At 42.1% G+C, this 12,487-nt stretch carries 15 protein-coding genes; 9 read left to right on the top strand and 6 right to left on the bottom strand.

Features of this window, described 5'->3' with window-relative positions; translation table 11 throughout:
- Positions 1–298: 298 nt before the first annotated feature.
- Positions 299–499, top strand: a complete 201-nt coding sequence (locus FTV03_RS15425; RefSeq protein ID WP_180042069.1) for a hypothetical protein — start codon at positions 299–301, stop codon at positions 497–499.
- Between the two features lie 22 nt (positions 500–521).
- On the opposite strand, the gene FTV03_RS15420 is transcribed toward FTV03_RS15425, so the two are convergent.
- From FTV03_RS15420 to FTV03_RS15405, 4 genes are all read right to left on the bottom strand, one after another.
- Complete coding sequence (locus tag FTV03_RS15420) at positions 522–683, bottom strand: hypothetical protein (RefSeq protein WP_180042068.1); 162 nt, start codon at positions 681–683, stop codon at positions 522–524.
- Positions 684–750: 67 nt separating this feature from the next.
- Positions 751–1,179: a hypothetical protein gene (locus FTV03_RS15415; protein ID WP_180042064.1), complete on the bottom strand. Its 429-nt coding sequence runs from the start codon at positions 1,177–1,179 to the stop codon at positions 751–753.
- 79 nt (positions 1,180–1,258) lie between these two features.
- Positions 1,259–3,556 (bottom strand): phosphoenolpyruvate--protein phosphotransferase, encoded by a 2,298-nt coding sequence (gene ptsP / locus FTV03_RS15410; protein ID WP_180005299.1) that lies wholly within the window; start codon positions 3,554–3,556, stop codon positions 1,259–1,261.
- A 77-nt stretch (positions 3,557–3,633) separates the two neighbouring features.
- Positions 3,634–4,113, bottom strand: a complete 480-nt coding sequence (locus FTV03_RS15405) for an RNA pyrophosphohydrolase (protein ID WP_078192761.1) — start codon at positions 4,111–4,113, stop codon at positions 3,634–3,636.
- 181 nt (positions 4,114–4,294) lie between these two features.
- Between FTV03_RS15405 and FTV03_RS15400 the strand changes: the two genes are divergently transcribed.
- The 3 genes from FTV03_RS15400 (at position 4,295) to FTV03_RS15390 (ending at position 5,857) form a co-directional block, all read left to right on the top strand.
- Positions 4,295–4,951 carry an HAD family phosphatase gene (locus tag FTV03_RS15400; RefSeq protein ID WP_078192760.1) on the top strand — a complete coding sequence of 219 codons (657 nt, stop codon included), beginning with the start codon at positions 4,295–4,297 and terminating at the stop codon, positions 4,949–4,951.
- Between the two features lie 93 nt (positions 4,952–5,044).
- The gene (locus FTV03_RS15395; RefSeq protein ID WP_180042067.1) at positions 5,045–5,518 is read left to right on the top strand and encodes a DUF2628 domain-containing protein; all 474 of its coding nucleotides are present in this window, start codon (positions 5,045–5,047) and stop codon (positions 5,516–5,518) included.
- A gap of 96 nt (positions 5,519–5,614) precedes the next feature.
- On the top strand, positions 5,615–5,857 hold the full coding sequence (locus FTV03_RS15390; RefSeq protein WP_078189726.1) for a DUF2789 family protein: 243 nt from the start codon (positions 5,615–5,617) through the stop codon (positions 5,855–5,857).
- Between the two features lie 197 nt (positions 5,858–6,054).
- Here the strand turns inward: FTV03_RS15390 and FTV03_RS15385 are convergent, their stop codons facing one another.
- On the bottom strand, positions 6,055–6,918 hold the full coding sequence (locus FTV03_RS15385) for a LysR family transcriptional regulator (RefSeq protein WP_078189725.1): 864 nt from the start codon (positions 6,916–6,918) through the stop codon (positions 6,055–6,057).
- A gap of 466 nt (positions 6,919–7,384) precedes the next feature.
- Here FTV03_RS15385 and FTV03_RS15380 point away from each other — a divergent pair, with 466 nt between their 5' ends.
- Positions 7,385–7,594, top strand: a complete 210-nt coding sequence (locus FTV03_RS15380; protein WP_168377916.1) for a hypothetical protein — start codon at positions 7,385–7,387, stop codon at positions 7,592–7,594.
- 129 nt (positions 7,595–7,723) lie between these two features.
- On the opposite strand, the gene FTV03_RS15375 is transcribed toward FTV03_RS15380, so the two are convergent.
- The gene (locus FTV03_RS15375; protein ID WP_078189723.1) at positions 7,724–7,960 is read right to left on the bottom strand and encodes a DUF2061 domain-containing protein; all 237 of its coding nucleotides are present in this window, start codon (positions 7,958–7,960) and stop codon (positions 7,724–7,726) included.
- A 356-nt stretch (positions 7,961–8,316) separates the two neighbouring features.
- Between FTV03_RS15375 and leuC the strand changes: the two genes are divergently transcribed.
- The 4 genes from leuC (at position 8,317) to leuB (ending at position 12,309) form a co-directional block, all read left to right on the top strand.
- Positions 8,317–9,765: a 3-isopropylmalate dehydratase large subunit gene (leuC, locus tag FTV03_RS15370; protein WP_180042066.1), complete on the top strand. Its 1,449-nt coding sequence runs from the start codon at positions 8,317–8,319 to the stop codon at positions 9,763–9,765.
- Positions 9,766–9,864: 99 nt separating this feature from the next.
- On the top strand, positions 9,865–10,515 hold the full coding sequence (gene leuD / locus FTV03_RS15365) for a 3-isopropylmalate dehydratase small subunit (protein WP_180042065.1): 651 nt from the start codon (positions 9,865–9,867) through the stop codon (positions 10,513–10,515).
- Positions 10,516–10,624: 109 nt separating this feature from the next.
- On the top strand, positions 10,625–11,188 hold the full coding sequence (locus FTV03_RS15360) for a hypothetical protein (RefSeq protein WP_168377913.1): 564 nt from the start codon (positions 10,625–10,627) through the stop codon (positions 11,186–11,188).
- A 41-nt stretch (positions 11,189–11,229) separates the two neighbouring features.
- A complete protein-coding gene (leuB, locus tag FTV03_RS15355) occupies positions 11,230–12,309 on the top strand; it encodes a 3-isopropylmalate dehydrogenase (protein WP_078192754.1) in 1,080 nt (359 codons plus the stop codon).
- Positions 12,310–12,487: the final 178 nt, after the last annotated feature.

Here is a 12,487-nt window from a genome sequence, read left to right as displayed (position 1 = left end):
ATATTAAGCTTTACGAGGGCGTTGTATCGTCTGACGAGACGTGTATCAAGATGGGAGATATTAAATTGAAGAGCATGCTCTTCAATTTAACCCAAAACTTGGGATTTGTGTAGATACCTATGCTTAATGGGAGAGGGTTTTGGAGATGGGAATAATGTGGCAAAGCAATTTTTTTATGGCCTTGGGGCTAACTACGCTGTATCAAAAAGCCATAGGAAAGTGCTTGAAAAAATCTAAAAATAGACCAATATATGCACTACAGCACGAGGGTGCTGTATAGGCAAAAAGGTGAATGCAAATGGCAAAGAAAAAAGTCCTGCCTGAAGTTGAAGTTCGCAACTTTGTGGCAAAACACATGAACGATTTTAACAAAAGCCAAACTTTTGTAGATCGAAAGAAAAATGCAAAACGTGGCTATGCAAAGCACAAAAAAGGGGGATATTCGAATGATTATCTCCCTTTTTATTTCAGTGTGTTTTCTCAGTTTGTAGTCTACTAAATGATTCGGCTTCAGCATCTGCTTAAACAAAGTTCACATCATATTCCATACGTTTTACTGTTCGCTTCGCAATCTCTAGGCCATGCAATTTGGCCACAATATAAAGAGATGCATGGATCCCCGAAGAAATCCCCGCAGCATCTAAGACTTCAACTTCGTTGAATAATAAGATACCGACGTTCATTCAGATGGTTCCATGCGGGATTGAACGCATGGGTTTTGAGTTTAAATGTAGAACCTTAAAACACGGCTTATTTTGAAAATAAGTCTTCAAACATTTTGTTGAATGCGGATTTTTGTTGCGGTCTAGACGCTGTACTTTGATGTTTTGAGGCGTCATTGGTTTGCTGGAGTACGTGTTCCACTTGACTGGTCAATTGCTCAAACCATGTTGCGTCGCTGTGATGCGTCTGGTTTAGCTGTTTGGCGCGCTGTGCAGCCAGTACCGATGGATCATTTTTACCTAAGCGGCGCTGCTGTGACGCAGTAATTTCTATACCGAGTAAGGGGGGAATACGAGAGCGGCTGACCGGAGCTTTGGATTTTGTTGGCTTGGTTGGGCGTATATTGACTTGTTGTGCTTGGGACGGTCTAGGTCGAGTTGAGGATACTTTTTCAATCGGTGTATCGTGTTGCAGCTCTAACATTTTTTGTTTGAGTTGCGGATGGATCTTTGTCATATAAAAGGCAATGGCGACAAAAGCCAGAAAAAATAAAAAATCCATCATCACCTCATTTTATTATTTTACATGAGTGTTCTTAAGCACTCACGATTCGGGTTGCCGATTTCACCATATCACCAAGACCATGAGTCTTGAAGTAGTACTCCATCATGCTTTTCACCATCAGTGGATTATTCATGCTTAAGGCACGATCTAAGAGCTCTTTTGCATCTGGCATCGGCACATGGCAGATGGCTTTACGAACTTTCAGGATATTACTCGAACTCATCGATAGGGTATTAAAGCCCATTGCCATCAATAAAATAGCGGTGAGTGGATCACCAGCCATTTCCCCACAAATACTAATCGGCTTGTCGTATTTATGACATTCTTGCACCAAACGAGTCAGCGCACGAAGTACGGCTGGGTGTGAGTGTGAATAGACATTGGCAACACGTGGGTTATTACGGTCCACTGCGAGTAAGTATTGGGTTAAATCGTTTGATCCCACTGAGAAGAAGTCAACCAATTCAGCAAATTCATCGATCTGTAACAGCACACTCGGCACTTCGACCATGATGCCGATTTTGGGTTTGGTAATTTTCACCTGTTCTTCTTCTTGCACCGCTTGCCAGTCACGATCGAGCAAATACAACGCTTCTTCGACTTCGCTGACACTGGTCACCATCGGCAGCAAAATATGCAAGTTGTTCAGGCCAATACTGGCTTTGAGCATGGCACGAATTTGGGCTGAAAAAATCTCAGGATGATCGAGGGTAAAGCGAATTCCACGCCAACCCAGTGCTGAGTTTTCTTCTTCAATCGAGAAATAAGGAAGGTCTTTATCTGCACCAATATCGAGGGTACGCATCACTACGGGTTTATTGGCAAAATGACTGAGCTGTTGACGATAAATAGCGCGCTGTTCTTCTTCACCGGGGAAGCGATCACGCAGCATAAATGGAATTTCAGAACGGTATAGACCGACACCTTTGGCGCCACGTTGTACACCGCGAACCACATCGATCATCAAGCCGGTATTTACAAACAATCGAACCGCAACACCGTCAGGGGTGATGGCATCTTTGGTTTCGTATTGCTTCAGATCTTTAGCAATTTGCTCTTCTTCTTTTTGAATCTCTTTATAACGTGTGCGTAAACGACGAGGTGGATTGATGAATACACGACCTTGATGTGCATCGACAATCATTTCGACATCATCGAGGGTATTAATTGGTAGTTCAGTCACACCGACTACGGTTGGAATACCGAGGGCACGTGCCACAATCACCATGTGTGAGTTCATGGCACCTTCAGTGGTTACAATCGCCGCTATTTTATCGACAGGGAGTTCAACCAAGGCAGCCGTAGAAATTTCCTCACCAATTAAAATGCTTTCATCGGTGATTTCACGGTGACTGGCATCTGCTTCTTGCAAAAAGGCCAAGATACGACGCCCTAGATCTTTTAAGTCTGAAACACGTTCGCGGAGATAGTCATCTTCCATCTGTGCAAAGAGCGCAATGTGTTTATCAATAACAATGCGTACCGAACCTTGTGCCCAGTTACCGTCACGAATTTCACTTTTGATTTCCGCGGGGAGGGCATTGGCATCGAGCATCCGCAAGAACACGCTAAATAATGCCCGCTCTTCGGCCATGAGGGCATCTTGCATCTTTTCATCGAGAGACAAAATTTCTTGACGAACTGCGTCTATGGCATTGTCGAGTAATTCGAGTTCTTCACTGATGTCATCGGCTTCACGATCAGGGACTGACGCCAAGTCAGCAGGTGGATATAAGATGACTGCACGACCTAGGGCAATACCGCCTGAACCTGAAATGCCTTGGAAGGTTTTGTACGCTGGCAGATTATTTGGCTTACGAAAGACTTCAATATTCCCGACGGCATGTGCATGGGCAATCACCCCTGAAAGTTGAGCGCACAGGGTCACGAGGAAAGATTCGGCAGCTTCGCTAAAGTCTTGAGGCTCTTTGTTTTGAACCACCAAGACGCCCATAACTTTACGGCGATACATCACCGGAACACCGAGGAAGGAATTGTAAATTTCTTCCCCCGTTTCTGGCAGATACATAAAGCGTTCGTGTTTGGGTGCATTGTCTAAGTTGACGATTTCTTCACGTTGTCCAACTAAGCCGACCAAACCCTCACTGGTATGCAAAGAGACATGCCCAACGGCTTCAGGGTTTAAACCCTTAGAAGCCATTAGTAAATAACGATGATTTCGTTCATCAAGCAAGTAGATTGAGCAGACATCCACATGCATGGCTTCGGCCACTTGATTGACCATAATGTCTAAAGATTCATGCAAACTGGCCGACGCATTAATCTCTTGGACTATGCGTCTTAAGGTATCCAGTTGCATGTTCGACATCGTGTCTGCTCCAAAATTTATTCTGCTTTATTTATAACAACACTCATCTTAAAAATCTGCATCCATTCTGCAAATTTTTACGGCTTTTGTGGAAGCTGACTGCAAAGTTCCACCATGGCTTTACGATATACATCGCGTTTAAAATTCACCACTTGTCCTAGTGGGTACCAATAGCTGACCCATTGCCATTGATCAAACTCAGGTGGATCTGACAAATCGAGCTGAATATGCTGTGCTGAAGCTGTCAGTTTCAATAAAAACCACTTTTGCTTTTGACCAATACAAACGGGGGCTGAATCCGTACGTATATACCGATGTGGCAAACGATAGCGCAACCACCCTTGGGTTTGTGCTATCACCTGGACGTGTTCGGGCAGTAAGCCAACTTCTTCTCTCAGCTCACGGTAAAGTGCCTGTTCGGGGGTTTCTCCATGTTGGATACCTCCTTGTGGAAATTGCCAGGCATTGTGACCAATGCGCTTTGCCCATAAAACTTGTCCAATGTCGTTTGCCAAAATGATCCCGACGTTGGGTCGGAAACCTTCTGAATCGATCATTTGGCTACCTAAATATTGTGTAATTTATGACTTTGCTCACGGGGACGTTTATTTCTGTGTCCATCTCGAAAAAGCAAAGTGTAAAAATGTTAAAATTGTTATGATCTTAACGAATTTCTATCGACTAGCGGAGATAGATTTACAATTTTTTTCTTAAATTTCAGCTTTTACGAGTATTTTCATGAAATTGGCACTGTTTGACCTTGATCACACCTTATTAAATACCGACTCAGACCATTCTTGGGGGGAGTTTTTGGTCAATGAAGGCTTGGTTGATCCAATTCGTCATCGTGCCATGAATGACAAATTTTATGATGATTATAAAAAAGGCCAGCTCGACCCGATTGCCTATAACGAATTTGTATTTGAGTTTTTAACCCAACATGACAATGCCTACTTAACTGAGTTACATCAGTTGTTTATGAAAAAAGTTATTCGTGCGCAAATGCGTCCAGAGGGCTATGCTGCCATTCAGCGCCATCAAGATGCCGGGCATCAATTGGTCGGGATCACCGCAACGTCTGATTTTATTACCGCACCGATTTTTCGTGAATTCGGCATTACTGAAATCATTGCGACCAATGCCGAAATTGTAAATGGTAAATATACAGGTAAAGTAATTAATACTCCGTGCTATCAAAAGGGCAAATTAGTCCGTTTGAATCAATGGTTAGAAGGTCGTGATGTTACAGAGTCCTGGGCCTATTCAGATTCAATCAATGATCGATTCTTATTGGAATATGCGGATCATGCAATTGCAGTTAATCCAGATGATCGTTTAGAGGTCCTAGCAAAAGAACAAGGTTGGGACATTCAAGACTGGTCAATTCAAGCCTAAAAATAGATATGCTAAAAAAGCATCATTAGATGCTTTTTTATTTGACGTCCTTTTGATTAAACTTCAGCTCACTAATTTGAACTATCGCTCTATATGCAGACAGAAGCTTCTTTTAAACATTTAATTCAAATCTTTATAGGGCCACGTGCTCAATCTTATTTAAAGTTCATAGAACAACAAGGTGGGCAGAACAGTGGCCTGAGTTGGGCGGGGTTAATTTTTGGGCCCTATTGGTTACTCTATCGGAAGATGTATCGCTATTTCTTCTTATTCTTTGCGGTTGGTTTTTTGATTAGCATGTTGGCGCTCATCATCGGTGTGCCTGAACAGGTCTTGATGGGGCTATCATTGATTCCTAACGCCGTACTCGCAGGGATCGGAAAGCGGCTTTATAGCGATTTTGCTGTGCAAAAGACCAAAGCCTATATGCAGCAGCCTAAATATAGTGAGCAGGTGTTTGCTGAAGAAGGCGGAGTGAACTGGGGGCTGCCTTTATTGTTGGTATTTATTCAATCTGTCGTGATGATTATGCTCAGTTTGCCTTTTATTCAATTTTCACCGCTGTAGAATTCTGTAATTGAGTGCGTGTTCGTTCCGTGTTATATCCTTAAAACAGAATAATTTTGTATCCATAAACAATAAGTTTTAACACGGAGAATGACAATGAGTGTACGTCCACGCATGACTCATCTATTTGAACAACTGGGTTTAGATTCGAGTGAAGACGCGATTGCTTTATTTATCGTGACGCATCAACTCAGTGCCCAAACTAAAATTACCGAAGCAGACTATTGGACAGATGCTCAGCGTCAGTTCTTGGCCGAAAAAATTAAGTCAGATGGTGAATGGGCGATTATTGTCGATCAATTGAATGAATCATTACATGAAGATTCGTTGACGAAGTAAAACTGACGGGTCTTCCTTGGTTTTTTTAATGGGATCGGCTGAAATAGGCGATCCCATTTTTAATGCAAAATAAATTTAAGCGACCATTCAACATATAGAAAATCATTCGCTTTTTCTAAATGCTCAAACAGATCACTAAAAAAAGCCACCATAGCGGTGGCTTGATTAATAATTGAATTTTGTAGGTAAAAATTCAATTAGATGTGTTTCATCAATTCAACCAGCTTTTGTGCAGCAAGTGACTGAGTACGGCCTGGGTGCCATACCATGCCCAATTGACGATTCATGTTTGAAGGTAAATTCAGTTGTTTTAAATCTTGGTTCAATAAGGTTTTAGGAAGGACAGACCAACCGAGACCAATGGAAACCAACATACGAATCGACTCAAGTGAGTTATTGCTCATGGTAACTTTTGGCTTGAGTCCATACTTTTCAAACTCAGCCAAGGTAATTTGACTGGTATAGGTTTGCGCCGCAGGCAATAGACTTGGGTATTGGATCAAATCTTCTAAGGTTAAATGCTCAACTTGCGCCAAAGGATGGAAAGGTGCAACCACGAATACCAGTGGATCATTCCATGTCGTGATGTATTTTAAACGGCTGTCACCTTGTGGTGGTAAAGTCAAAAATGCCAACTCTAAGTCGCCAGCCAAAACTTGCTCATGGGCTTGTTCAGAATCAACAAAGTGTACATCTAAGGTCACTTCTGGAAACTGTTGTACATATTGACGCAAATGCGCCGGTAAATGGTGTAAGCCGATATGATGGCTAGTGCCAATTTTCAGTTTACCTTGAACCTGACCTTGCTCATGGCTGAGCGTATGGTGAATATCGCCCAACTCATTCAGCCAGCTTTTTACTTTTGGCAAGAGAGAGTTTGCTGCATGCGTCGCTTGAACACCACGACCCGCCGATTCAAAAAGTTTGACACCGAAGTATTCTTCTAAACTGTGAATACGTTTGGTCACAGCAGGTTGCGTAATGAAGAGCTGATCTGCTGCCAAAGAGATCGAACCAGTTTCCATGACTTTTACAAAGGCTTCAAAGGCTGCGAGATTCATCTTCATTCCTATAAAGAATTTTTATGCGTAGTCTCATTGTTATAATATTTTAAGAATAAATCAAAGGAAAAGTTGTATCTTTTGATTTAAAACTAGGCGTTCAAGCCAGATGACGCTTTAAATCTGAGGGAATTTTCTTAGTTCCATAGCGTTATTCGAGTACTTGGTCGCTGCATGATTTAAGGTTGGACTGTGACGTTTTCAGCTCAAATGCGTTGTTACAAAGTTGTTTTTTTAAACCGAAACCAGAGTTATGCATAATATAAAAATACAGGGCTGGAAAGTACTTCAACCGTTTGACTTGAAAAGGAGCGATGGCGTTTCTTGTTAACTCAGCATTGAACTAAAAAAAAAATGAACTCAAGTTTTGATGGCTTGGGGAACAACTTTTCATTGAATAATTAAAGCAACAGGTACAGTCAGGGCGGCATCGATTAGCAATGTTGTACCTCACAGGGAGAAGGCGATGGATATTAAACACATTAAAAATTTATTGGATATTTTTGAAGGGACAGTCGAAAAGCGCTGTGCGATATATGAAATCGCAGATGACGAAGACGACGAAAACCGTGCAGCTGCCGAGTGTAATGCGGCAAAAAACAAACTGATTCTTGCGATAGAACAATTGGTTGAGGCGCATGATCAGTTGGCCTTACAGCAAAAAAACAAGCTTTGATGATCCGTCTGCAATTGAATCTATAGGATGAAAAAAATAGAAAGTTAAAGTGGATAGAGTAAAAGAACGTTTTAAGGTCATTAAAAAAACCACCGTGATGGTGGTTTTTTTACAAGGAGCAGGGTTGGATTAAGCGGGGATATTTTCCTCTGCTGCTTTATCTTTCTTTTCCCATGCTTTTTCGTGGAAGAAAAAGGCAACCGCTTGAACAGTTGGTTCAAGTAAACTTAAGGTAATGGCCATTGCAATACTGCCAGTCACGTAATAACCAACCAACATCGCAACCGTGATATGCATGATGTAATAGCTCAAGGTTTTTTTGAACATGCGCTGATTATTTTCGACGAACTTGTTAATGTGTGCCATGAGAATGCTCCTTGTTAAATTGATAAATCTTGGCAATGAGTTAATAATAATGATTCTTATTTGCAATGTAAAAGAGAAAATTCAATTTATGATCATTGAATTTCTAAATCACCATTTAAAAATGGCAGAAAGTGATCAAAAACTCGGAGAAAAATCTAAAGTTTCATCTGCTGAAAGTATTGAAGTGAGTGTGTTTTGAACGCATCAATGGTGATTAAAATGCAACGGAAATCAGCAGTTAAATATCATTCCTATAAGTTTTTAAACTAATAAAAATGATAAATTAGATTTATGTGAATACGTGGTTATAATCGATTTAACGAAAGAATTTACCCAGTCCAGTGGAGCAAATCGACATGGCAGGCGAAACCCAAAAAGCGGAAACCCAAATAAAAAAAACCTTGTATGACAAATTGTGGGATGACCATCTAGTAAAACAGCGAGATGATGGCTCTTCATTATTGTATATCGACCGTCATTTATTGCATGAAGTGACTTCTCCACAAGCCTTTGAAGGGCTACAACTTGCAGGTCGTAAACCGTGGCGTTTAAGCGCTAATGTTGCAACGCCAGACCATAACGTACCTACGTCTACTAAGGAGCGTGCTGAAGGTATTGCAGGTATTGAAGATGATACCTCACGTATCCAAGTGCAAACTTTAGATGACAACTGTAAAACTTTTGATGTTGCCCAGTTTGACATCAACGATGTACGTCAAGGTATTGCGCACGTGGTGGGGCCTGAACAAGGTTTAACCTTGCCCGGTATGACCGTGGTATGTGGTGACTCACATACTGCAACGCATGGTGCATTTGGTTGCTTGGCTCATGGTATCGGCACATCGGAAGTTGAACACGTATTGGCGACTCAATGCTTAGTTCAAAAGAAAATGAAGAATATGTTGGTGCGTGTTGATGGTCAATTGGGTCAAGGCGTAACTCCTAAAGACGTGGTTTTAGCGATTATCGGAAAAATCGGTACGGCGGGTGGTACAGGTCACGCGATTGAATTTGGTGGTCAAGTGTTCCGTGATATGTCGATCGAAGGTCGTATGACGGTATGTAACATGGCGATCGAAGGTGGCGCGCGCGTGGGTATGGTGGCTGTCGATGACAAAACCATTGCCTATGTGAAAGACCGTCCGTATGCACCGAAGGGCGGACAGTGGGACGCTGCAGTAGAGTATTGGAATACTTTAGTGTCTGATGAAGGTGCGCATTTTGATACTGTTGTGGTATTGCAAGGTGAAGATATTGAGCCACAAGTGTCTTGGGGGACTTCTCCTGAGATGGTGATTCCTGTATCTCAAGCAGTGCCAACTTTAGAACAAGCCAAAGATGACGTACAGCGTAATGACTGGACACGTGCATACAACTATATGGGCTTAGAAGCGGGTCAAGCTTTGGCAGATATCCAATTAGACCGTGTATTCATTGGTTCATGTACCAACTCACGCATCGAAGATATTCGTGCAGCGGCTGAAGTGGCCAAAGGCAAAAAAGTGGCGGCATCGATTAAGCAAGCCATGGTGGTACCGGGTTCAGGTTTAGTCAAAGCACAAGCAGAAGCAGAAGGCTTAGATAAAATCTTAATTGAAGCAGGCTTTGAATGGCGTGAGCCGGGTTGCTCAATGTGTTTGGCAATGAATGCTGACAAATTGCAACCGGGTGAGCACTGTGCATCAACGTCTAACCGTAACTTCGAAGGTCGTCAAGGTAATGGTGGTCGCACGCATTTGGTGAGTCCAGCAATGGCAGCAGCTGCGGCAATTGCAGGTCACTTTGTGGATGTGCGTACATTCTAGTTTAAGCCCTCATCCCAACCTTCTCCCTGAGGGAGAAGGAGTTCCCTCTCCTTTTAGGAGAGGGTTAGGGAGAGGTCACGGATTCAGTGAGAAATAAACATGAAAAAATATACCGTTGAACAAGGTATCGTTGCACCATTAGACCGTGCCAATGTGGATACAGATTTAATTATTCCAAAACAGTTTTTGAAGTCTATTAAGCGTACTGGCTTTGGTGCCAACTTATTTGATGAGTTGCGCTATTTGGATGAAGGCTATTTAGGTCAGGACATTTCAAAACGTCCGATTAACCCCGATTTCGAATTGAACAAACCGCGTTATCAAGGTGCGTCGATTTTGATCTCTCGTGCAAACTTTGGTTGTGGTTCGAGCCGTGAGCATGCGCCTTGGGCATTAGAAGAATATGGTTTCCGTACTGTCATTGCACCAAGCTATGCGGATATTTTCTTTAATAACAGCTTTAAAAATGGCATGTTGCCAGTGATCTTGTCTGAAGAGATCGTAGATCAGTTATTTAAAGAATGTGCTGCATCTGAAGGCTATCAATTAACCATTGATTTGGCTGCGCAAGAAGTACGTACACCGAGTGGTGAAGCATTTACATTTGAAGTCGATCCATTCCGTAAACACTGCCTATTGAATGGCTTGGATGATATCGGTTTAACCTTACAAGCAGCCGATGAGATCCGTGCTTATGAAGAAAAAACCAAAGCATCTCGCCCTTGGGTATTTGCAGAAATTAAAGCTTAAGTCAGTGTCACTGTAGAACTTCTTAGTAGTCAGTCGGCTTAAGTCTTGCTAATATCAGGCGAAACAAAATTTATACGTTAGCCAGAATTTATCAGGTTGGGTTCGAAAAATGAAAAAGTTCTTCGGTCAGCTGGTTGTAACGGGAGCGCTGTTCGCAACGCTCTCTGCCTGTCAAAGCTTTGACACGGCACGCATTAAAAATGTGAAAGAAACTGAAAGTACAAAAAATAATGCTCTGATTTACTGTGCAGGTACAGCGCATTGTGAATTTGAGCGTTTTGATCAAATACAAGTGGTTGATCCAAATAATCAACATGTACAACGTGCTGCGATTAAAGCAGGCATTGTACGGTTGAATGGTCGTTCATTGTCTGAGCCTAATCCTTTGTATTTGTCTGTACCTTCAGGTCAGCATGAAGTCGTGATTCGCTATTATCCAATTTCTCAGGAAAAAGCAGAGCGCTTGCATGTCATTCACAACTTTAGGTCCAAACACGAGTACACCTTTAAAATGTACCGAGAGCGTTCAAAAAACACAGGCAGTTTACTGGATAAATCTGCGCCTGATCCGCTCTGTGTAGACTTAAAGCAAGGTGCAAAAACGATTCGACGTTTCTGCCGACCCTACAATGTCCTCACAGGACTTGGTGAGTTTGTAGAAAAGAAACTTTAAATCTGACTGGTAATCAAGCCAGCGTATAAATGGAAAGACTCATGTCAAAACATATTTTGATTTTACCAGGTGATGGTATTGGTCCTGAAATCGTGAAAGCGGCTGAACAAGTGCTGACACGTGTAAACGAGAAATTCAACTTAGGTTTGACTTGGGAACAAGGTCTTTTAGGTGGTGCAGCGATCGATGCGCACGGTTCACCTTATCCAGAAGTAACAGCAGCACAAGCGAAGACTGCTGATGCGATTTTATTGGGTGCAGTGGGTGGTCCTAAGTGGGATACCATTGAGCGTTCAATTCGTCCAGAACGTGGCCTATTAAAAATTCGTTCAGAATTAAATTTATTTGCTAATTTACGTCCAGCCATTCTTTATCCGCAGCTTGCAGATGCGTCGAGCTTAAAACCTGAAATCGTAGCAGGTTTGGATATCTTGATCGTACGTGAGTTAACTGGCGGGATCTATTTCGGTCAACCACGTGGTATTCGTGAACTCGAAAACGGCGAAAAACAAGGTTTCAATACTGACGTATATGCAGAATCTGAAATCAAGCGTATTGCCAAAGTTGCTTTTGAAATGGCGAACTTACGTGGTGGTAAAGTGTGTTCAGTGGATAAAGCCAACGTACTAGAAGTGACTGAGCTTTGGAAACAAACTGTAACTGCGTTAAAAGAAGAGCAGTATCCTGAAATTAACTTGTCTCATATGTATGTTGACAATGCTGCAATGCAATTGGTTCGTGCGCCAAAACAATTTGATGTGATCGTGACTGGTAACTTGTTCGGCGATATCTTGTCTGATGAAGCAGCGATGTTAACCGGTTCTATCGGCATGTTGCCATCGGCTTCTTTAGATGAAAATGGTAAAGGCATGTATGAACCTTGCCACGGTTCAGCGCCAGATATCGCAGGTCAAAACATTGCGAACCCATTAGCTACAATTCTGTCTGTTGCTATGATGCTACGTTATACCTTCCGTGAAGAAGCGGCGGCAAAAGCAATTGAAGATGCAGTAGGTAACGTCCTAGATCAAGGCTTACGTACAGGTGACATCATGTCAGAAGGCAGTACTCAAGTCGGTACAGTTGAAATGGGTCAAGCTGTAGTTTCTGCATTGAACTAATGTTGAATCAAAAAAACGCAGCGTTTATGCTGCGTTTTTTTGTGCCTAGAAATTCTCTGTACACGACAAATTTCATAGGATCCTTGTCCTATCAGGCTTTTTCTTTCTTAAAATTGCTAGCACTTTCTTAAATTCTTCTTTTTTTCCAAAACCAATCAAACGTAGAATAGCCATTTGA

Origin of the sequence: Acinetobacter sp. YH12218, assembly GCF_013417925.1 — a bacterium.
Lineage (GTDB): Bacteria > Pseudomonadota > Gammaproteobacteria > Pseudomonadales > Moraxellaceae > Acinetobacter > Acinetobacter amyesii.
Note: the sequence above shows the minus strand (reverse complement) of the source record. Positions and strands in the feature narration are given on the sequence as shown.

Excerpts from the sequence above, each read along its gene's own strand:
- FTV03_RS15425 (WP_180042069.1), top strand. The coding sequence starts at position 299 with ATGGCAAAGAAAAAAGTCCTGCCTGAAGTTGAAGTTCGCAACTTTGTG.
- FTV03_RS15420 (WP_180042068.1), bottom strand. The coding sequence starts at position 683 with ATGAACGTCGGTATCTTATTATTCAACGAAGTTGAAGTCTTAGATGCT.
- FTV03_RS15415 (WP_180042064.1), bottom strand. The coding sequence starts at position 1,179 with ATGACAAAGATCCATCCGCAACTCAAACAAAAAATGTTAGAGCTGCAA.
- ptsP (WP_180005299.1), bottom strand. The coding sequence starts at position 3,556 with ATGTCGAACATGCAACTGGATACCTTAAGACGCATAGTCCAAGAGATT.
- FTV03_RS15405 (WP_078192761.1), bottom strand. The coding sequence starts at position 4,113 with ATGATCGATTCAGAAGGTTTCCGACCCAACGTCGGGATCATTTTGGCA.
- FTV03_RS15400 (WP_078192760.1), top strand. The coding sequence starts at position 4,295 with ATGAAATTGGCACTGTTTGACCTTGATCACACCTTATTAAATACCGAC.
- FTV03_RS15395 (WP_180042067.1), top strand. The coding sequence starts at position 5,045 with ATGCAGACAGAAGCTTCTTTTAAACATTTAATTCAAATCTTTATAGGG.
- FTV03_RS15390 (WP_078189726.1), top strand. The coding sequence starts at position 5,615 with ATGAGTGTACGTCCACGCATGACTCATCTATTTGAACAACTGGGTTTA.
- FTV03_RS15385 (WP_078189725.1), bottom strand. The coding sequence starts at position 6,918 with ATGAATCTCGCAGCCTTTGAAGCCTTTGTAAAAGTCATGGAAACTGGT.
- FTV03_RS15380 (WP_168377916.1), top strand. The coding sequence starts at position 7,385 with ATGGATATTAAACACATTAAAAATTTATTGGATATTTTTGAAGGGACA.
- FTV03_RS15375 (WP_078189723.1), bottom strand. The coding sequence starts at position 7,960 with ATGGCACACATTAACAAGTTCGTCGAAAATAATCAGCGCATGTTCAAA.
- leuC (WP_180042066.1), top strand. The coding sequence starts at position 8,317 with ATGGCAGGCGAAACCCAAAAAGCGGAAACCCAAATAAAAAAAACCTTG.
- leuD (WP_180042065.1), top strand. The coding sequence starts at position 9,865 with ATGAAAAAATATACCGTTGAACAAGGTATCGTTGCACCATTAGACCGT.
- FTV03_RS15360 (WP_168377913.1), top strand. The coding sequence starts at position 10,625 with ATGAAAAAGTTCTTCGGTCAGCTGGTTGTAACGGGAGCGCTGTTCGCA.
- leuB (WP_078192754.1), top strand. The coding sequence starts at position 11,230 with ATGTCAAAACATATTTTGATTTTACCAGGTGATGGTATTGGTCCTGAA.